The organism is Streptomyces sp. NPDC002888, from assembly GCF_042888465.1.
Taxonomy (GTDB): domain Bacteria; phylum Actinomycetota; class Actinomycetes; order Streptomycetales; family Streptomycetaceae; genus Streptomyces.
This window is the reverse complement of sequence record NZ_JBIAPU010000013.1, coordinates 166,225-184,014: the sequence shown is the minus strand read 5'-3', so window position 1 is coordinate 184,014 and position 17,790 is coordinate 166,225. Positions and strand designations below refer to the sequence as shown.

Below are 17,790 nucleotides of genomic sequence, written 5' to 3'. Positions count from 1 at the left end.
CCGTAGCTCTTCGAAGCCCCCGTTCTCGTGTCGATGCTGGCGAGCCGACCTGGTGACGACCTTGTCGAAAGCTTGTCCACCCCGCACACGCCTGCTGTGATGGATCCGCACCCGAGGTGGTGGAGTGGACCGATCAGACGGGTTGGCATGACGGATTTTCGACTGCTGGGCCCGTTGGAGCTGCGGGTGGCCGGCCGTGCCGTGGAGCCCGGCCCGCCGCAGCGGCGGGCCGTGCTCGCCTTCCTGCTGGCGGATGCCGGGCGGCCGGTCCCGGTCGACGCGCTGGTCGACCGGCTGTGGGGTGAGCGTCCGCCCGCCGAGGCCCGCGCCTCGCTCTATGCGCACATCGCCCGGATCCGTCGGCTCCTGGAGGTGAAGCCGGGCGCCCCGGTTCCTGAGCACGGCGACCTCACCGCGTCACCGCGTGTCCTGCGCCGCGCCGACGGATACCTGCTCGACGTGGCCCCGGACCAGGTGGACCTGCATCGGTTCCGGCATCTGGTCGAGCAAGCCCGCGGATTTGCCCGCACGGACGGGGAACGCGCGTTGGCGCTGCGTCAGGCATGCGCGTTGTGGCGGGGAGAACCCATGGCCGGGCTGCCCGGGCCCTGGGCGGCCCGGGCCCGGGACAGCTGGAAGCAGGAGTACATCGCCGCGCTGGTCGCCTGGGCCCACTGCGAGCTGGAAGCGGGCAACCATGCGGCGGTGGTCGGTCGGCTGCCCGATCTGGTCGCCGAGCACCCGCTGGTCGAGCCGCTCGCCGCAGCGTTGATGAGGGCGCTGCACATCTGCGGACGCGGCCCGGAAGCCCTGGCCCGTTTCGCCGCCCTACGGGAGCGGCTGGCCGAGGAACTCGGCACCGAGCCGGGACCCGAGGTGCAGCGGCTGCATCAGGCGATCCTTCGCGGTGAGGACACCGCCCCCGGCCGGGCCGACCGGGACGAGGGTTCGGGAGGCGCCCGCCCCCCAGCGGTGCCCGCCGCCGTTGAGACGCGTCCCGCGACGGGCGGCCGACTGGGTCGGCTGGGCCAGCTGGGCCGGCTGGTGGGACGTACCGAAGAGGTGGCGATGCTCGACCGCGCCCTCGAGGACGTGACCACCGGTGAGTCCGGCGTGCAGGCACACGTGGTGGAGCTCGCCGGCGAACCGGGTATCGGCAAGACGCGGCTGCTCGCCGAACTCGGCGAGCGGGCGAGGCGGCGTGGGCTGCTGGTGCTGACCGGGCGCAGCGTGCAGTTCGATCAGGCTCCGTACGGCGCCTTCGTGGACGCGCTGGACGACCACCTCGCTTCCGCGGCCCCGCGCGAGAACCCTGTGGACGCGTTGCCGAAGGCGGCCGTGCGTCAACTCGCCGCCGTCTTTCCCGCATTGTGGGACGACCGCGTGGCGGCGGGGCCGGTGCGGGCTGAGCGGTACTGGCTCCACCGGGCGGTGCGGTCGTTGCTGGAAGCCGTGGGCGGGGCCGGCCAGGGGCTCGTACTCAGCCTGGACGATCTGCACTGGGCGGACGACGCGACCGCCGAGTTGATCGACCACCTGATACGGCATCCGCCGAAGGTACGGGTGCTGCTCGCGCTTGCCCACCGTCCTCGGCAGATTCCGCCTCGTCTGTCGGCAGCCCTGACCCGGGCCGGGGCGGACAGCCGCGTGTCCCGGGTGGAGCTGAGTCCCCTGTCGTCCACGGACGCGGCGCGGCTGTTCGCAGCCGACATGGGCCCAGGGCGCTGGCGGCAGCTGTATGACGTCAGCGGCGGCAATCCGTTCTACCTGGAAGCGCTGACCCGGATGCCCTGCGAGCAGCTCGCGGCGTCCGTCCCGTTGGATCCGGCAGCCTCCATGAGAGACGTGCCCCGCCCCGTGCGGGACTCGCTCCTGGCGGAGTTACAGGGTCTGTCGGAGCCGGCGCGGCTCTGCGCGCGGGGGGCCGCGGTTCTCGGCGACTCCTTCTCGGCCACGATGGTCGCGGACGTCGCCGGGTCCGATCAGGCCCTCACTCTGGCAGCCCTCGACGAACTCACCGCACACGACCTGGTGCGGCCCATGGGAGCCCCGGGCCAGTTCGGGTTCCGCCATCCGCTCGTGCGTGCCGCCGTCTACGAAGGAGCGGGCGCCGGCTGGCTGATCAGCGCGCATGGCCGCGCCGCGCGGTGCCTGGCGGCGCGCGGGGCCTCGTCGGCCGCCCAGGCCTCGCACGTCCAGCGATCGGCGCATCCGGGTGACGAGAAGGCCGCGGAGCTGCTGGCGGGGGCTGCCCGCGACGTGCTGACCATCGCTCCGGCGACCGCCGCGCAGTGGACGGAGGAAGCCCTCCGGCTGCTGGGTGACGAGGGCCGCCTCAGGCCGGAACTGTGGTTCCAGAGGGCCAGCGCGCTCGGCGCGGCCGGACGGCTGCGAGAAAGTCGTGACCTGCTGCGTGCCACGGCCTCGCTGCTGCCTCCTCAGGCGGGGGACCTGCGGGTCCGAGTCGTCGTCTCCCAAGCCACGATGGAGTGGATGCTCGGCGACTACCAGCAGGCAATGCGCCTGCTGCTCGTGGAGTTGGAGGACCGGGACGGCCGGTCGGATCATGACATCGCGGAGCTGGAGATGGCGCTCACCGCCATCGCACAGCGCACGGACGAGTTCTCCACAGCGGTCCGCTGGAGCGAACGGGCACTTGCCTCGGCGGAGAGAGCGGGAGACCCCCCGCGGCTCGCCATGGCCCGAGGGCTGCTGGCACTTGCGTACGCTTCGACCGGCGAACACGCCCGCTCCCGCTCCCACCTCACCCGACTGCTCGAGTCCCTCAGCGGAGCGCGGAGCGAGCAGCCGGAGTACATCGAGGCCCTTTCCATGATCGGCTGGACGGAACTGCTGCACGCCCGCTACGACTCGGCCCTGCACCATCTCGACCAGGGACTCGAGTTGTCCCGCCGTACGGGCAACAGCCTGTTGCTCAGCGACCTGTTCGCCGCCTCCGCACACGTCCACCTGCTCCTGGGAAACCTGGACGAAGCGAGCAGATGCGCGGAGGAGGCGCTGGAAGCCGCGTCGATGGTCGGCAGCGAGGAGGCATCCTCCTTCGCCGCCGGTGTGCTCGCCGCGACTCGCCTGTGGCGAGGGGACTACGCCACAGCCGATTCCCTCTTCGAGAAGCTGGTGACCTCGCTGCACACGGCCGATGACTCCGAGCCCGGACGGGTCAGGTCGGTCGCGCTCGGGATCCTCGGCCAGGCCATGCTCTTCAACGGTGACCCGGACGGCTGCGTCCGCACGGTCACCCGCGCGGGCGGCGGCCCTGATCTGCCCAGGTTCGAAGCTCCCACGCGCGCCCTGTGGTTCGGGCTGCTGACCAGCGCGGAGCTGGCCAGGGACGACCTCGCCGCCGCCGGCTCCTGGACGGATCGGGCGGTCTTGGCGGCCAGTCCTGACGGGCCACACCACCAGCGGGCCTTCATCGCGCTCTCCCGCGCCGAGCTCCACCTCGCCCGGCAGGACACCACGGTTGCGGCGCGGTTCGCACAGGAGGCCGCCGAGGGGTTCCACAGCTGCCGTATGCCGCTCTACGAGGCACTCGCGCGCATCAAGGCCGGCATCGCGCTGGCCGCGTCGTCCGAACGCAGGCTGGATGGCCTGGCCCAGCTCGAACAGGCGCAATCCCTGTCCGGGGCGCGCGGCGCCCACGGTCTGTCAGCATGGGCCGAGGCGGAGTACCGCCGCATTGTCGATGCGCCCGTCTCCTAGTGCCGGATTCCGTAGGCTCAAGGACATGCACAGCACTCTGACGGAGCACGCCCGGTGTCTGTACGGAGACGAGTACCGGCCCACGCCGGAGTGCGGCCTCGAGCACCGGGAGCACTACTTCGTCGAGGAGTTGACCTTCGCTGACGCGGATTCGATCCTCGCCATGCTGCGTGAGCTGTGCCCGCACATGGTGGACGGCCGGCTGCCGGTCTGGGTCCGCAATCTGGCGTATCGGCTGGTGCTCTTGCAGCGACCGGACGAACCGGGGCTGATGCGGGAGGCCGCGAAGAGCCTGTGGCTGCACGGGCCGGACTGGGACGGCATCGCTGAAGAGCTGACGAGGCGGGCAGAAGCGCTGGAAACGGGCTGATCACGGCTTGAGCCAACGGCGGATCGGGGTGCCGGCTGTGTGTCCCTGGGGCCCTGGCCACCGGTACGCATACGCCGTCTCGCCGCAGGCGTCCTGTGAACGGCCGGCGCGTCGGCAACCGGACCGGTGCCGAGCCTTGTTGTCACATCCGCGGGGGCGGCGGTGTCTTCATGCCGAACAGTCAAACCGATATACGTACAAGGAGAATGCCGTGACGCTTCGTCTCCCGAAGGCCGAGCTCCCTGCCGAGCTCAAGGAAAACATGGTCAAGCAGCTCGGTGCGGTGCCCGAGAACGTCGAGGTGCTGTGGCACAGCCCCCAGCTCGCCCAGGACAACCTGGAGTTCGGCGGCAAGGTGGGCGCGTGGGATGCGGCGGACGCGAGTCTGAAGTCGTTCGCGCACATGGCTGTCGCGGCACAGGTCGGCTGCAGCTGGTGCCTCGACGTCGGCTACTTCCAGGCGCAGAACGAGAAGCTGGACCTGGTCAAGGCGAGCCAGGTGCCGCGCTGGCGGGAGTCGGAGGTGTTCACCTCGCTGGAGCGGGACGTGATGGGGTACGCCGAGGCCATGACGAACACGCCCCTGACCGTCACCGACGAACAGTACGCAGGCCTGCTCGAGCGGCTCGGCCCGGCCGCGATGGTCGAGCTCACCGCGTACATCGCCTATGTGAACCTGGCGACCAGGGCCAACGTGGCGAACGGCGTCGAGTCGCAGGGCTTCTCCGATGCCTGCGAGATTCCGCTGGCCGAGCGTCCTGGCACGTCCCGCGCGGCGTCGACGGCGTGACCGACGGCATGATCGACGACCCGTTCGTGGCCCACCGCAGCCTGCTGTTCACCGTCGCCTACGAGATGCTCGGGTCGGCGGCCGACGCGGAGGACGTGCTGCAGGAGTCCTGGCTGCGGTGGGCCGATGCCGACCGCTCGCAGGTGCGTGACCCGCGGGCCTACCTGGTGCGGATCGTCACGCGGCAGGCGCTCAACCGGCTGCGGACGTTGTCGCGCAGCCGCGAGGACTACGTCGGCGAGTGGCTGCCGGAGCCGCTGCTGACCAGCCCTGATGTCGCCGAGGACGTCGAACTCGCGGAGAGCGTCTCGATCGCGCTGCTGACCGTGCTGGAAACGCTCGGGCCGACGGAGCGGGCGGTGTTCGTGCTCCGCGAGGTCTTCGAGATGCCGTACGGCGAGATCGCCGAGGCCGTCGACAAGTCCGCGGCCGCGGTACGGCAGATCGCGCGACGAGCACGCGAGCACGTGGCGGCCCGGCGGCCCCGTATGCAGGTGAGCCGGTCGGAGCAGCACACGGTGGTGGAGCGGTTCCTGTCCGCGTTGCGCACCGGGCAGGTGCAGGAGCTGATGGAGGTTCTGGCGCCGGACGTGGTCCTGATCGCCGACGGCGGCGGGGTCGCGGCGGCCGCCCCGGCTCCCGTCCACGGGGCTGAACTCGTGGCGGCGTTGCTCGCGCGCCCGGGCCGGGTGGTGTCGGCCGTGTGGCTCAACGGCGCGCCTGCGGGCCGGATCGAGGCCGACGGTCGACTGGCCGCGGTGAGCCTCGTGGTGGAGAACGGGCGGGTCACCCGGATCCACGCGGTGGCCAACCCGCAGAAGCTGACGCGGCTGGAGGAGCCGGCCGAGCTCGCCAGGTAGCAGGCGCACGAGCACGGGCAGGGCACGGGCAGGGCACGGGCGCTCCGGACGCCCCTCCCTGTCACCCCAGGTAGGCCGGAGCCACAGCCGAGGGCGTCAACCGGCGTGCCGTGCCCGTGCCGTTCGCCGGGACCGTCCACAGGTCCGAGCCGTAGTCGCCCGGGAGGGCGTAGACCAGGGTGGAGTTGTCGGACCACAGGGCCTGGTCGTCGATGTTGCGGTGCTCGGCCGTTGCCGTTTCCTTCATGGTGCGGAGGTTCAGGACGTACAGGCGCCAGGGGGCGTCCGGGGAGGCTCCCTTGACGCGTTTCTTGTACGCGATGCGGGTGCCGTCCGGAGAGAGCGACGGGCATTCGACGTTGGCGTGGAGGGTGGTGAGGGTGCGGGCCTTGACGTCGCCTCGGACCAGGTAGGTGTGGCCGGCCGTCGCCAGCGTGGCATAGAAACGGGTGTCGTCGGCGAAGGTGACGCCCCAGATGTTGGTGTCGGCGGCGTGGTAGGGGTGGCCGTCCTTGGTGATGTGGAAGGTCTCCAGGTTGTCGTCGATCGTCCAGGTGCGGGTGTCGACGATGGCGGTGCGGGTGGAGAAGTCGGTGCCGGCGTAGGAGTCGCCGCTGACGAAGACGGTCCAGGCGACCAGGTGGCCGGAGGGCGAGACGCGGGCCCGGGTGGGGATGCCCGCGGCCGGGAAGTGGTGGAGTTCGTGGAGGTGGGAGTCGAGTACCACCGCCCGGTAGGTGTCCTCCAGGGCGCCGTGGACGGCCTGGAGGCAGATGGCGGTTCCGGCTGCCGCGTGGAAGCGCAGGCACTTGACGCCGGACGCCGTGCGCGGTCCCTGCGGATCACCGGCGGGCACTGTGGCGATCTCGTCCCTGTGCGGGCCCCATGCCAGGTTGCGGAACAGCAACTGGCGCCCAGAGACCCGCAGTGAGACCGTACCTGCCCTTACCTTCGGGCCGTCCGCCTGCTGTTCGTCGCGCATGCCCGAGCGGTGGGCCGCGTGCAGCACCGCTCCCGTGCCGACCGCTCCGAGCAGCACGACAGCGAGGAGGAGGATCAGCAGGCGGGATCTTCTCGTCATGCGGGCAGCACCTCGTCGGTCGTACGGAGCAGGTATGTGGCCACCAGCGCACTGACGGCCAGTGCGGCGGCGGTCACCGCGAGGGCCGTTCGTCCGCCCCACAGGCTCCAGGCCGCGCCGAAGGCGAGCGAGCAGGCGAAGCGGGCCAGCGCCTGGCCGGTCCCCACCAGGGCCTGGCCGGCGCCCTGGTGCCGGGCGGGGACCGCTCCTGCCGTGGCGGCCGCGAGTACGCCGTCGGTGGCCGCGTAGAAGGTGCCGTGCAGCACCAGGACGGCGATGACCGCGGGGACACCGTGCCAGGGGGAGAGCACCAGGCCGTAGCCCAGCAGCAGGACGACGTGGCCGGCGAGGAACAGGCGGCGGCGGTTGACGCGGTCGGCGAGTGCGCCGAGCGGGACGGCGAGGAGGAGGAAGACGGCGGCCGTGCCGAGCGGCAGGAGCGGGAACAGGTGGGCGGGCAGGTTCCCCTCGCGCTGGAGCAGCAGGTACAGGAACGAGTCGCTGACGGTGGTGAGGCCCAGCAGGGTCGCGCACAGGGTGAGCCGGCGCAGCTCCGGGCGGCGCAGCAGTCCGAGGGAGTCACGCAGCGCGGGCCGGGGTGCCTCGGGTTCGGGCAGCCGTACGACATCGGCCGGGGCGATGTGGCGCGGCACGAACAGCACCAGCACCAGGACTCCGAGTGCGGCCACGCAGCCGCTGACCGCGAAGACGGCGTCGTAGCCGTCGACGGTGGCGCGCAGTACGGCGAAGGCGACGAGGGGGCCGAGGAGCGCGCCGGTGGTGTCCATGGCGCGGTGCACGCCGAACGCCCGTCCCCGGTGCTCGGGTTCGGTGGCCAGGGAGATCATCGCGTCCCGGGGGGCGGTGCGCAGGCCCTTGCCGGTGCGGTCGGCCGCGAGTACGGCACTGATGAGGGGGAGGGTGTGGGCCAGGAGCAGGAGGGGTTTGCACAGCGCCGACAGGCCGTAGCCGACGCCCGCCACGACCTTGTGGCGGCGGCCTCCGCGGTCGGCGAGGTGGCCGCCCGCCAGCCGGACCAGGGCTCCGACGCCGTTGTTGATGCCGTCCAGGAGTCCGAAGCCGAGGGGGGACAGGCCGAGGGCCGTGACCACGTAGAGGGGCAGCACGGCCGTGACCATCTCGGAGGAGACGTCCGTGATCAGGCTGACCGCGCCCAGTGCCAGCACCGTGCCGGGCACGGCGGCCGACCGCCGCACCGGACCGGAGTCCGGGACGACGGCGGCCTTCGTGCCGCGGGAGTCCGCGAGATACACAGGCGTCAGTTCCAGATGCCGCTGATGTCGGCGGCCGAGGAGGCGTTGCCCGCGTGCGCGCTCAGACCCGCCAGGTCCTCCACGGTGCGCAGCACGTTGTAGTGGTTGTAGGTGGTGGAGCTGGAGCTGCCGGGGGTGACGTGCTGCCCGTAGAAGACGGTGGGGATGCGGTTGCCGGACAGCTTGTTGTCCTCGTCGAAGGTGACGGCGAGGATGCTGTTGTGGGTCTGGGCCCAGGTGGCGTAGGCGCCGAGGTTGTTCTTGATCCAGGTGTCGCCCGTGGAGACCGAGCAGTCGTGCATGTCGCTGCACAGGTTCGGGGTGACGAAGGAGACCTTCGGCAGGGTGGTGTAGTCGGTCGGGAACTGCGTCATCGTCTTCGCGGTGCTCGTGGGCACGTTGGAGAAGCCGAACCACGGGTTGTGCTTCTGCGCGTAGTTGCCGCTGCTGCAGGTCGTGGAACCCTGGCTGGGCAGCGACTCGTTGTAGCTCGCCCAGGTCTTGCCGGCGGCGATCAGCTCGGAGGCGAGGTTGGGGGCGGAGAGGGAGCCGACCGAGACGCAGCTGTCGTCGGTGCGGCCCTGGTTGGAGCCGGAGAACAGCATGTAGTAGTTCGGCTCGCTGGGGTGGGTGAGGCCGAAGGACTGCGTGAGGTTGGCGCCACCCGCCTTCAGGGTGTTGTTGATGTAGGGGGCGCTGGAGCTGCCGATCACCTGCGAGTAGGCGTGGTTCTCCATCACCACGACCACCACGTGGTCGGGGGTGGGGAGGGAGGCTGCCTGGGCGGTGGTGGCCGTGGCGGCCCACAGCCCGATCGATGCGGCGGTGAGGGCTACAGCCCCGGCCAGAGCGGCGAGGGGACGTCTGTCGCGCTTGGGTGCCTTGACGGCGGTCATAACTGTCCTCCGGACAGAAGCGACGGGCGTACGGGGGGTGGGCGCCGTAACCCTAAGTGTGTGCGGGGGGACCCGGCCGCGCGACGTGAGCGAAGATCAGACGAACGATGGGCCCTGTCGGGCAAAGCCCACGTCAAGCGTTCGCCATCCCGGCAAAGCCCACACCAAGGGGAGCCGTTAACGAGCGGCGAACCAGATGACAAGTAGCCCGCCGGTAGCTCTCGGATCGATGGTCGGCCCCTCGCCGTCGACGTGGCGAGGGACCGAGTGGTGTGCGCTTGCGTTCAGGCCGCGGCCGGCTCTGGTTCCGGCTCGGGGTCGGTGGGGGCGGGGTACCGCGAGTTGGAGGCGGCTGCCCGTGTTCAGCCGTACCTCGCCGTAGTACGACGTGCGGCTCAGTAGGGTCGGGGACTGGCGCGATGGCCTGCGAAGGCTCCGTTTCCAACCCCCGACCCTACTCATCCCAACACCCGCCCGAGGAAGCCGCGCAGGTAACCCGCGACGACGTCCAGGTGGCTCTCCAGAAGGAAGTGACCGCCGTTGACCAGGTGCACCTCCGCGTCCTTGGCGTCGCGGGCGAAGGCCCGCGCGCCCGCCGGGCCGAAGATTTCGTCGTTGCGGCCCCACACGGCGAGCACCGGGACCTCGCTGGTGCGCAGGAATTCGTGCAGCAGCGGGTAGAGCGGGCGGTTGTTCTGGTAGTCGCGGAACAGCGCCAGCTGGACCTCGTCGTTGCCCTCGCGGGAGACGAGGGCGAAGTCGTGCTCCCAGGTGTCCGGGCTGACCAGGCTCGGGTCGGGCACGCCGTGCACGTACTGCCAGCGGATGGCGTCGACATTCAGCGCGGCACGGACGGCGGGTTCGGTGTCGGGGCCGGGGCTCGCCCCGTAGGCCCAGACGTCGGTCCAGAACGACTCGACGAAACCGTCCTCGTAGCCGTTGCCGTTCTGGGTGACGAGGGCGGAGATCCGTTCGGGGTGCTGGAGCGCGAGGCGCCATCCGATGGGGGCGCCGTAGTCCTGGACGTAGAGGGCGTAGCGGTCCAGGCCCAGTTGGTCGAGCAGTCCGGAGGTGAGTTCGGCGAGGGCGTCGAAGGTGTAGGTGAACTCCCCTACAAGGGGGGCGTCGGAGTGGCCGAAGCCGAGGTGATCCGGCGCGATGACGTGGTAGTCGTCGGCCAGCAGCGGAATGAGCTCGCGGAACATGAACGAGCTGGTCGGGTAGCCGTGCAGCAGGACGATCGCGGGGGCGTCGGCGGGGCCGGCTTCGCGGTAGAAGATCTCATGGCCGTCGACAGTGGCGGTCCGGTGGTGCACCGAGCCCATTTCTAACCCCTTCGAATGTTTGATCCGGCCAGTTCCTCGTCATGCAAGCACGGAGTGAGCTAACCTGTCAAACGACTCGATCTGGTTAGAGAGGGAGTGGCATCCGATGGACACGCTGCTGGACCTGCTCAACAGCAGGCCACTGGTCAACGGCGAGGAACGGGACACGCTCGGCGACCCGGCCGGAGGTAGACGCTGGGCGCGGGAGCACGGCGGTGAAGGCAGCCTCGCGGAACTGGCGCTGCTGCGCGAGACGCGGGACATCCTGCGGGACATGGTGCGCGGAGAAAGCTCGCCCGCCGCGTTGAGGCCGCTGCTCGAAGGGGTCCACCAGATCCCGGAGATCACTTCGGATGGTCTTCAGTGGATGGTCAAGACTCCCCCGCACGCCCGGCTGGCCGTCGAGGTGGTTCTCGCCTGGGCTGCCACCGAGAAGCAAATGCCCGGCCGACTACGCCCCTGCGCCAACGTTGAGTGCCGGCTGTTCCTGCTCGACCGCAGCCGCGCCAACCGTGCCCGCTGGTGCTCGATGGCCGTCTGCGGCAACCGCGAAAAAGCACGTCGCCACTACGAACGCACCCGCTGACCCTCCCCCGCGCGCCGTCCGCGGCTAGCAAGCCGCCGTCGCGCGCGCCGCCCGGTCGGACGCGGACGACGTCGAACAGCATGCCTGTCCGAAGTGTGACGCCCAGCCCGGCTCGCCGTGCCGCTCGCGCGGCGGCGCGGTCGGAGAACAGGGCCTGAGCACGAGGCATATCCCGAGGCCGTCGAGGCGGCCCACGCCGACTTCGCCGCCCTCCAGGCCAGCGAGTTCCCGGGTCCGCGGGCCGAGCCCGCGACCGTGCGGTGAGCTCGCCCCCTTCGATCCGAAGGCTATTGTCGGGTTACTTGTCACCTGGTTCGCCGCTCGTCAACGGCACCCCACCAAGCGGGGTGCGGGTCCACCGATCGGTTGACGGCGGGTTCAGTCGGACGCCTCTGTCCGGCAACTGCTTTGCTCAACAAGGCTTCTGCGCATGAACTCACTCACTGTGCGCATGGCGCGCTGGAGCGCCCGGCACCCTTGGCGGGCGGTTATCGGATGGCTGGTGTTCGTGGTGCTGTGCCTGGTGGTCGGAGGGGCCGTCGGCACCAACAGCGCCAGGACCGCGGACTACCGGGTCGGCGAGGCGGGACGGGCCGAGGCCATGGCGGCCGAGGGGCATCTGGAGCGCCTTTCCACCCAGCAGGTACTGATCTCCGCGCGGTCGGAGAACCCGCTCGACAAGCAGGCCGCCGAAGGCGCCGCTCGGGACCTCGCCGCCCGGATGACGTCACTGCCCGACGTCGCCGACGTGGCCGCGCCGCAGTGGTCCGGCGACGGGCGGATCCTCATGGTCGAGGTGGCCCTGAAGGGCGAGGAGCGGGACGCGAAGGACAAGGTCGACGCGCTGACGGAGCAGACCGCGGCCGTCCAGAAGGCCAACCCCGGGCTGCTGCTCCAGGAGACCGGCTCCCCTTCCATCAGCAAGGGGGTCGAGCAGCAGCGCGGTGACGACCTCGCGCTGTCCGAGAAGATCACGCTTCCGGTCACGCTGGTCACGCTGTTCGTCGTCTTCGGTTCGGTCGTGATGGCCGCGGTGCCGCTGGTGCTCGCGCTGTCGTCGATCGCGGCGGCGATCGGGCTGTCGATGGTGGTCTCGCACGTCTCCCCCGACGCCGGGGTCGGCACGAACGTCATCCTGATGATCGGTCTCGCGGTCGGAGTGGACTACACGCTCTTCTATCTGAAGCGGGAGCGGGAGGAGCGGGCCCGCAGCGGGGGCCGGCTGAGTACCGAGGCCCTGACGGAGATCGTGGCGGCCACGTCGGGCCGGGCCGTCGTGGTGTCGGGGATGGCGGTCGTCGCCTCCACCGCGACGCTGTACCTCGCCTCCGACGTGATCTTCTCCTCGCTCGCCACCGGCACCATCGTGGTCGTCCTGGTCGCCGTGGCCAGCTCCCTGACGGCGCTGCCCGCGCTGCTGGCCGCGCTCGGCAAGCGCGCCGAACGCAGGGCCCGGCGCCGTGCGGAACGCGGGAAGCCGGCCCGGCGGACGCGCAGGCAGGACGGCGGCCGGATCTGGACGGCACTGCTCAAGCCCGCCGCCCGGCACCCCCTCGCCACGCTCTGCGTCTCGGTTCTCGCCCTGCTCGCCCTCGTCCTTCCGCTGGCCGGGCTGAAGATCACGGAGATGAGCCGCGACACCCACTCCCGCGAGATCCCCGCGATGCGGGTGTACGACCGCCTCAACGAGGCGTTCCCCGAGCATCGGGTCACCCACGACATCGTCGTACGCGCCGACGCCTCGCGCACCGGGGAGGTCACCGGGGCACTGCGCAGGATCGCCGAACTCGCCGACCGGGACCCGCTGTTCGCCGACGGTTCGACGATCCGCACCTCGACCGACGGGCGGATCAGCGTCCTGCGGCTGAAGGTGCCGTATCTCGGCAACTCCGACGAGGCGTACGACTCCCTCGACCACCTGCGTCACGACTATCTGCCCGCCACCGTCGGCCGGGTCGAGGGCGCCGAGTACGGCGTGAGCGGTGACGTCGCCCGCTACGCCGACTATCCGGCCCACCAGAACGGCAAACTGCCGCTCGTGCTCGGGGCGTTGCTGCTGGTGACGTTCGCGATGACCGTGTACGCCTTCCGTTCCGTGGTGCTCGGTCTGGTCGGCGTCGCACTGAACGTGTTGTCGGCGGCGGCCGCGCTCGGGCTGCTCGTCCTCGTCTTCCAGGGGACCTGGGCCGAGGGGCTGCTGGACTTCCACTCCACCGGCTCGATCGGGTCGCGTGTCCCGCTCTTCCTCTTCGTGATCCTCTTCGGACTCTCCATGGACTACCAGGTGTTCGTGGTCAGCCGGATCAGGGAGGCCGTGCTCGCGGGCGTACCGACGCGGCAGGCGGTGCTCGACGGGATCCGCACGTCGGCGAGCGTGGTGACCAGTGCCGCGGTCGTGATGACGACCGTGTTCGTGAGCTTCGTCTTCCTGCACATCATCGAGATGAAGCAGATCGGTTTCGTCCTGGCCGCGGCCGTGCTCCTCGACGCGTTCGTCGTGCGGATCATGGTGCTGCCGTCGGCCATGCTGCTGCTGGGCGAGGCGACCTGGTGGCCGTCACGTGCACCGCGGGGCGCTGCGGACGAGCTGGGCCGTGCGGCCCACGAGCAGCCCGTGGTCGACGTACGTTGATCGGTATGACCGCTCTCGCCGGGCCCTCCGCCGACGCCTTCTGGGCCGCTTCGCTGCGCCGCTGGAACGCGGTGTGCTGGGTGCTGTTCGCCGCGATGGCCGTCGGGCTCGCCGCGATGGACCGGCCCGGCGGGAGCAAGTACGGGGCGCTGGCGCTGCTCGGCTGTGTGGTGCTCTGTTACGCGTTGCTCGACCGGTTCCCGGACAACCCCGTCGTACGGCCGCACGTGTATCTCTCCGTGCTGGTGCTCGCGCTCGGTGGGATCGCGTATCTGCGCAGCAGCTACGCGGCGCTGTTCATGGTGACGCTGCCGCACTACTGGATGTTCGGGCGGACTCCCCGGGCCTCGATGGGGTTCCTGGGGGCGGCGACCGTCGCCACATTGGCGGGGACCTGGTCGCGGCGGGACTCGTCGCTGGAGTTCTTCAGCGAGACGCTGATGTCCACGCTGATCGTCGTGGCCGTGGGCGTCCTGATCGGGCTGTGGGCGCACTCGGTGGTCGCGCAGAGCACCGAACGGGCCCGGCTGATCTCCGAGTTGGAGCGGACCCAGGCGGAACTGTCCGAGGCGCACCAGCGGCAGGGCGCGGCGGACGAACGGGAGCGGATGGCACGGGACATCCACGACACGCTCGCGCAGGGGTTCGCGTCGATCGTCGTGCTCGCGGAGGCGGTCCGGGCGGGGCTCGCCTCCGATCCGGCGCGCAGCGCCCGGCAGTTGCGCTCGATCGAGTCGACGGCCCGCGAGAACCTCGCCGAGGCGCGGGAACTGGTGGGCTCGGCACAGGCGCAGGCGCAGGCACAGGCGCAGCGGCAGGGCGGGGCGGCGGCCGGGTCCGTGGGCGTGACGCTGCGCCGCATCCTCGACCGCTTCGCGGAGGACACGGCGATCACGGTGGTCGCCGACCTGGCGGACGTGGCGTGCGACCAGCAGACCCGGATCGCGCTGCTGCGCTGCACCCAGGAGTCCCTGGCCAACGTCCGCAAGCACGCCCGCGCGTCGACGGTCGGTGTGATCCTTACCCGGAGGCCGTACGGGGTGGAGCTGGAGGTCACCGACGACGGCGCCGGATTCGTCCCGGAGGAGTCGACCGGCTTCGGCCTGGACGGGATGCGCAAACGCCTGGCGGAGCTGGGCGGCCGGCTGACGGTGACCAGCTCGGTCGGCGACGGCACACGGGTCCTGGCGATGATTCCGCTGGGCATGCCCATGGACACGGACCAGGGGAACGAGGGGGCGGAATGAGCGGCGGACGAATCCGGGTGGTCGTCGTGGACGACCACACCGTGATGCGGGCGGGCGTGGTCGCGCTGCTCGCCGGAGAGGACGGCATCGAGATCGTCGGAGAGGCCGGGGACGGCAGGGCGGCGCTCGAACTCGTCGAGCGGTACGAGCCCGATGTCGCGCTCGTCGACCTGCGGATGCCGGTGCTCGACGGGGTGGGGACGACCACCGAGATCGTCGCCCGGCACCCGCGCACCCGGGTCCTGATCCTGACGACGTACGACACCGACCAGGACATCGAACGCGGGGTGGAGGCCGGCGCGATCGGCTATCTCCTCAAGGACACCACCCGTGAACAGCTCGCCGACGCGATCCGCTCGGCGGCACGCGGCGAGACCGTCCTCGCGCCCCGCGTGGCCGAAAGGCTGATCGCACGCATGCGGCGCCCGGCCCAGGAGCCGCTGACCCCACGCGAGACCGACGTCCTCGACGCGGTCGCCGACGGGCTGACCAACGCCGAGATCGGCAGACGCCTCGTCATCACGGAGGCCACGGTCAAGACCCATCTGCTGCGCATGTTCGCCAAGCTCGACGTGAACGACCGGACGCGGGCGGTGGTGGTGGCCATGGAGAGGGGGCTGCTGCGGCGGCCTTAGGAGCCTGGATCGCCACGCCGAGGGTTTCAGCCTCGGCTGCGGTTGAGGTCGAGCAGACGGGTCCTGGCCGTGTGCCGGACGCGCTTGGTGCGGCCCTGCTCGGCGAGGAGTGACAGCGCCTCGGGCTGTGACGACGTCTCGGCGACCTTGCGTTGCAGCCAGTCGGAGGCCTGCGTGAGCGACTGCGGGGCCCAGGGGTGGGCGAGGGCGAGGGACCTGAGCAGGGTCCATTCGCGCAGGCGGGTCGTCAGGAAGGGGTGGTCGGCCGTCGCTTGCGTCATCGACTCCGCCCAGGGCGCGTAGGCCGGGGCCAGGTGCAGAGCCGTCGCCCGTTCGTCCAGGTGACGGAGTACGGCCGACCGGGCCATCACCTGGTCCGGGTCCGTGAGGATCCCGCGGATCAGGGCGACTTCCTCGGCGGCCGTCACCTGCCGCAGCTCCCTCACGTACGTCGCGAATCTCGCGTGCTCCGGCGGCTCGTCCTCGTTCACCGTGCCGTCTTCCTCCCCGCTCACGAACCCGGCGATCGCCTCGTACAGCACGTCCGGCTGGTCCAGGTGGACGTCGTGGGCCGCGTTCGCCACGACCGTGACCTGCGTGGAGGGGCGGCGGGCCCGCATCTGCGCCGCCTCCCGCTCCGGCATCGTGCCGTTCTCGCCCCGGATCACCAACGTGGGGCGGGTGATCCGCGACCACTGCGCCCAGTAGTCGTCCGTCGCCAGTTCCGCCACCGCCGCGAGCATCGTGGCCCGGTCCACGCGCGCCCAACCGCCGTCCACCCGCCAGTCCAGGCCCCTCGCCCAGGCCTCGTGACCGAAGAAGATTGTCGCGTCGGCCAGGGTCTTGAAGGGGGCCGGCCAGCTGTCCAGCCACGACGCCATGTCGGCGGGGAGGTTCGGATTGCGGCCGGCCGGGCCCGCCTCCACCACGATCAGGGCCTCGACCCGGGACGGGTGGGCCGCCGCCGTCAGCAGGGCCGTCAGGCCGCCCAGGGACTGGCCCACGAGGATCACGCCCCGCAGGGACAGGGCGTCGATCAGGGTTACGGCGTCCCGTACCGCCGCCGCTCTCGTCATGTCATCCGGCACGCGCGTGCTCTCGCCGTGGCCTCGGGCGTCGTACGCCACCACGCGGTGGCCGTCCGCCAGGAGGCGCGGGATCAGGGCGTCCCATTCGGCCATGTGTCCCGCCAGGCCGTGGAGGAGGAGGACGGGGGGCCGGCGCTCGGGGCCCGCCGGCGGGGTGTGGTCGCGGTAGGCGATGCGGGTGCCGTCGGGGGTGGTGAGGTGGGCGGTGGTCGTGGTCGTCAACTGGCCTGTTTCTTCCCGTCGTACGGAGAGGCTACGGAGAGGCTGGGTGAGAGTCATCAGGTTCTCCCCCGGCGGCCGGTCACCGCCAGCGAATTGCCGTGGCACCGGCTGTGACACTCCTGTTGCCGGAACTGTGGGCTCCACCACAGGTGGGGCGGGCCTGGCGTGTTGGACTCGGCGGACCGCTCGACGATCAACCGATCGTTCGCAAACCGGGGGGCGCGACGCGATGTTGTACCTGCTCCTGCTGCTCGTCATCGCCGCGGCCGTCACCGCCTTCGGCCTCACCGGATTCGGGTTCGGGCAACTGGCACGGACCGGCGTACGCCGTGCCGGGGCGGCGACCGGGCTCCGCGTCCTCGCCGCGCTCACCGGGGCCGCCGCCGTCGCCGTGTACGCGTGGGGGCTGCTCATCGTCAGCGGGGCGGTGCTGACGGCGGAGGACGGCGGCACGGACTCGGCGCCGCCCCAGTCCTGTCGTACGCCCGGGTGGTGGGAGCGGCACCAGCAAGGGATCGAGATCGTCGACTACACCGTGGACTTCGTGCCCCTCGGGTTCGTCTGCGAGACGAGTGACGGCGGGAGCTACGACACCGGTGACGTCCCCGGATACGTCAACCCCGCCGCCTTCGGGCTCGCCCTCGCCTCGGCCGGATGTGCCCTCGGCGCGCGCCGAAGCCCTACGGCTCGGGTCCCTTGAAGGGGCAGGTCGTCCGGGCGTTAGCCTCGGCGTCATCACGAGGAACGAGGAGACAGACATGGCGAAGGTTCCCAGCTCGGTGATCGCCGCGGGCGGGCTCGTCGGCGGGTACGGTGTGGCCCGCTGGACCAGGAAGCGGCAGCTCGGCGGGGTTGTCCTGGCCGTCGCGGGGGCCGCGGCCGCGCAGCAGTGGCGGCAGCGGGCCGGTGGGAAGGCCGCGGGCGCGCTGACCGCCGCCTACGTCGCCGCCTTCGCCGGGTCCCACCCGCTGGCCAAGAAGGTGGGCGCCTGGCCGTCGGTCTTCGGTGTGGCGGGCGCCGTCGCCCTCGCGTCATGGGCGGTGGCCGACCGGCGGGCGTGA

General features: G+C 71.1%; 15 protein-coding genes. 10 read left to right on the top strand and 5 right to left on the bottom strand.

All coding sequences use genetic code 11. The features are described from left to right. Window positions 1-147: 147 nt before the first annotated feature. The 4 genes from ACFYWX_RS22375 (at window position 148) to ACFYWX_RS22360 (ending at window position 5,743) form a co-directional block, all read left to right on the top strand. Window positions 148-3,723 (top strand): BTAD domain-containing putative transcriptional regulator, encoded by a 3,576-nt coding sequence (locus ACFYWX_RS22375; protein WP_389425809.1) that lies wholly within the window; start codon window positions 148-150, stop codon window positions 3,721-3,723. A 25-nt stretch (window positions 3,724-3,748) separates the two neighbouring features. Continuing rightward, window positions 3,749-4,093: a hypothetical protein gene (locus ACFYWX_RS22370; protein ID WP_389425808.1), complete on the top strand. Its 345-nt coding sequence runs from the start codon at window positions 3,749-3,751 to the stop codon at window positions 4,091-4,093. Window positions 4,094-4,304: 211 nt separating this feature from the next. Further along, entirely contained in the window at window positions 4,305-4,883 is a 579-nt protein-coding gene (locus tag ACFYWX_RS22365; protein ID WP_389425807.1) for a carboxymuconolactone decarboxylase family protein, read from the top strand. Window positions 4,884-4,891: 8 nt separating this feature from the next. Next, a complete protein-coding gene (locus tag ACFYWX_RS22360) occupies window positions 4,892-5,743 on the top strand; it encodes an RNA polymerase sigma-70 factor (protein ID WP_389425892.1) in 852 nt (283 codons plus the stop codon). 61 nt (window positions 5,744-5,804) lie between these two features. Here the strand turns inward: ACFYWX_RS22360 and ACFYWX_RS22355 are convergent, their stop codons facing one another. The 4 genes from ACFYWX_RS22355 to ACFYWX_RS22340 form a co-directional block, all read right to left on the bottom strand. Next, window positions 5,805-6,824 carry a TolB family protein gene (locus ACFYWX_RS22355; RefSeq protein WP_389425806.1) on the bottom strand — a complete coding sequence of 340 codons (1,020 nt, stop codon included), beginning with the start codon at window positions 6,822-6,824 and terminating at the stop codon, window positions 5,805-5,807. Next, window positions 6,821-8,098, bottom strand: coding sequence for an MFS transporter (locus ACFYWX_RS22350; RefSeq protein ID WP_389425805.1), 1,278 nt, complete (start codon window positions 8,096-8,098; stop codon window positions 6,821-6,823). Before ACFYWX_RS22350 ends, ACFYWX_RS22355 begins: the two co-directional genes overlap by 4 nt. Before the next feature lie 5 nt (window positions 8,099-8,103). Beyond that, window positions 8,104-8,994 (bottom strand): alkaline phosphatase family protein, encoded by an 891-nt coding sequence (locus tag ACFYWX_RS22345; protein ID WP_389425804.1) that lies wholly within the window; start codon window positions 8,992-8,994, stop codon window positions 8,104-8,106. Between the two features lie 458 nt (window positions 8,995-9,452). Then, a complete protein-coding gene (locus ACFYWX_RS22340) occupies window positions 9,453-10,319 on the bottom strand; it encodes an alpha/beta fold hydrolase (RefSeq protein ID WP_389425803.1) in 867 nt (288 codons plus the stop codon). A gap of 106 nt (window positions 10,320-10,425) precedes the next feature. Here ACFYWX_RS22340 and ACFYWX_RS22335 point away from each other — a divergent pair, with 106 nt between their 5' ends. From ACFYWX_RS22335 to ACFYWX_RS22320, 4 genes are all read left to right on the top strand, one after another. After that, a complete protein-coding gene (locus ACFYWX_RS22335; protein WP_389425802.1) occupies window positions 10,426-10,905 on the top strand; it encodes a CGNR zinc finger domain-containing protein in 480 nt (159 codons plus the stop codon). Between the two features lie 430 nt (window positions 10,906-11,335). Beyond that, entirely contained in the window at window positions 11,336-13,537 is a 2,202-nt protein-coding gene (locus tag ACFYWX_RS22330; RefSeq protein ID WP_389425801.1) for an MMPL family transporter, read from the top strand. Between the two features lie 5 nt (window positions 13,538-13,542). Continuing rightward, complete coding sequence (locus ACFYWX_RS22325) at window positions 13,543-14,784, top strand: sensor histidine kinase (RefSeq protein WP_389425800.1); 1,242 nt, start codon at window positions 13,543-13,545, stop codon at window positions 14,782-14,784. Then, window positions 14,781-15,419 carry a response regulator gene (locus ACFYWX_RS22320; RefSeq protein ID WP_389425799.1) on the top strand — a complete coding sequence of 213 codons (639 nt, stop codon included), beginning with the start codon at window positions 14,781-14,783 and terminating at the stop codon, window positions 15,417-15,419. The genes ACFYWX_RS22325 and ACFYWX_RS22320 overlap by 4 nt, the downstream gene beginning before the upstream one ends. 26 nt (window positions 15,420-15,445) lie before the next feature. Here the strand turns inward: ACFYWX_RS22320 and ACFYWX_RS22315 are convergent, their stop codons facing one another. Next, window positions 15,446-16,729 carry an alpha/beta fold hydrolase gene (locus ACFYWX_RS22315; protein ID WP_389425798.1) on the bottom strand — a complete coding sequence of 428 codons (1,284 nt, stop codon included), beginning with the start codon at window positions 16,727-16,729 and terminating at the stop codon, window positions 15,446-15,448. A gap of 229 nt (window positions 16,730-16,958) precedes the next feature. Here ACFYWX_RS22315 and ACFYWX_RS22310 point away from each other — a divergent pair, with 229 nt between their 5' ends. Beyond that, window positions 16,959-17,429, top strand: coding sequence for a hypothetical protein (locus tag ACFYWX_RS22310; RefSeq protein ID WP_389425797.1), 471 nt, complete (start codon window positions 16,959-16,961; stop codon window positions 17,427-17,429). A 58-nt stretch (window positions 17,430-17,487) separates the two neighbouring features. After that, window positions 17,488-17,790, top strand: coding sequence for a hypothetical protein (locus tag ACFYWX_RS22305; protein ID WP_389425796.1), 303 nt, complete (start codon window positions 17,488-17,490; stop codon window positions 17,788-17,790).

Excerpts from the sequence above, each read along its gene's own strand:
- ACFYWX_RS22375 (WP_389425809.1), top strand. The coding sequence starts at position 148 with ATGACGGATTTTCGACTGCTGGGCCCGTTGGAGCTGCGGGTGGCCGGC.
- ACFYWX_RS22370 (WP_389425808.1), top strand. The coding sequence starts at position 3,749 with ATGCACAGCACTCTGACGGAGCACGCCCGGTGTCTGTACGGAGACGAG.
- ACFYWX_RS22360 (WP_389425892.1), top strand. The coding sequence starts at position 4,892 with ATGATCGACGACCCGTTCGTGGCCCACCGCAGCCTGCTGTTCACCGTC.
- ACFYWX_RS22355 (WP_389425806.1), bottom strand. The coding sequence starts at position 6,824 with ATGACGAGAAGATCCCGCCTGCTGATCCTCCTCCTCGCTGTCGTGCTG.
- ACFYWX_RS22345 (WP_389425804.1), bottom strand. The coding sequence starts at position 8,994 with ATGACCGCCGTCAAGGCACCCAAGCGCGACAGACGTCCCCTCGCCGCT.
- ACFYWX_RS22340 (WP_389425803.1), bottom strand. The coding sequence starts at position 10,319 with ATGGGCTCGGTGCACCACCGGACCGCCACTGTCGACGGCCATGAGATC.
- ACFYWX_RS22335 (WP_389425802.1), top strand. The coding sequence starts at position 10,426 with ATGGACACGCTGCTGGACCTGCTCAACAGCAGGCCACTGGTCAACGGC.
- ACFYWX_RS22330 (WP_389425801.1), top strand. The coding sequence starts at position 11,336 with ATGAACTCACTCACTGTGCGCATGGCGCGCTGGAGCGCCCGGCACCCT.
- ACFYWX_RS22325 (WP_389425800.1), top strand. The coding sequence starts at position 13,543 with ATGACCGCTCTCGCCGGGCCCTCCGCCGACGCCTTCTGGGCCGCTTCG.
- ACFYWX_RS22320 (WP_389425799.1), top strand. The coding sequence starts at position 14,781 with ATGAGCGGCGGACGAATCCGGGTGGTCGTCGTGGACGACCACACCGTG.
- ACFYWX_RS22310 (WP_389425797.1), top strand. The coding sequence starts at position 16,959 with ATGTTGTACCTGCTCCTGCTGCTCGTCATCGCCGCGGCCGTCACCGCC.
- ACFYWX_RS22305 (WP_389425796.1), top strand. The coding sequence starts at position 17,488 with ATGGCGAAGGTTCCCAGCTCGGTGATCGCCGCGGGCGGGCTCGTCGGC.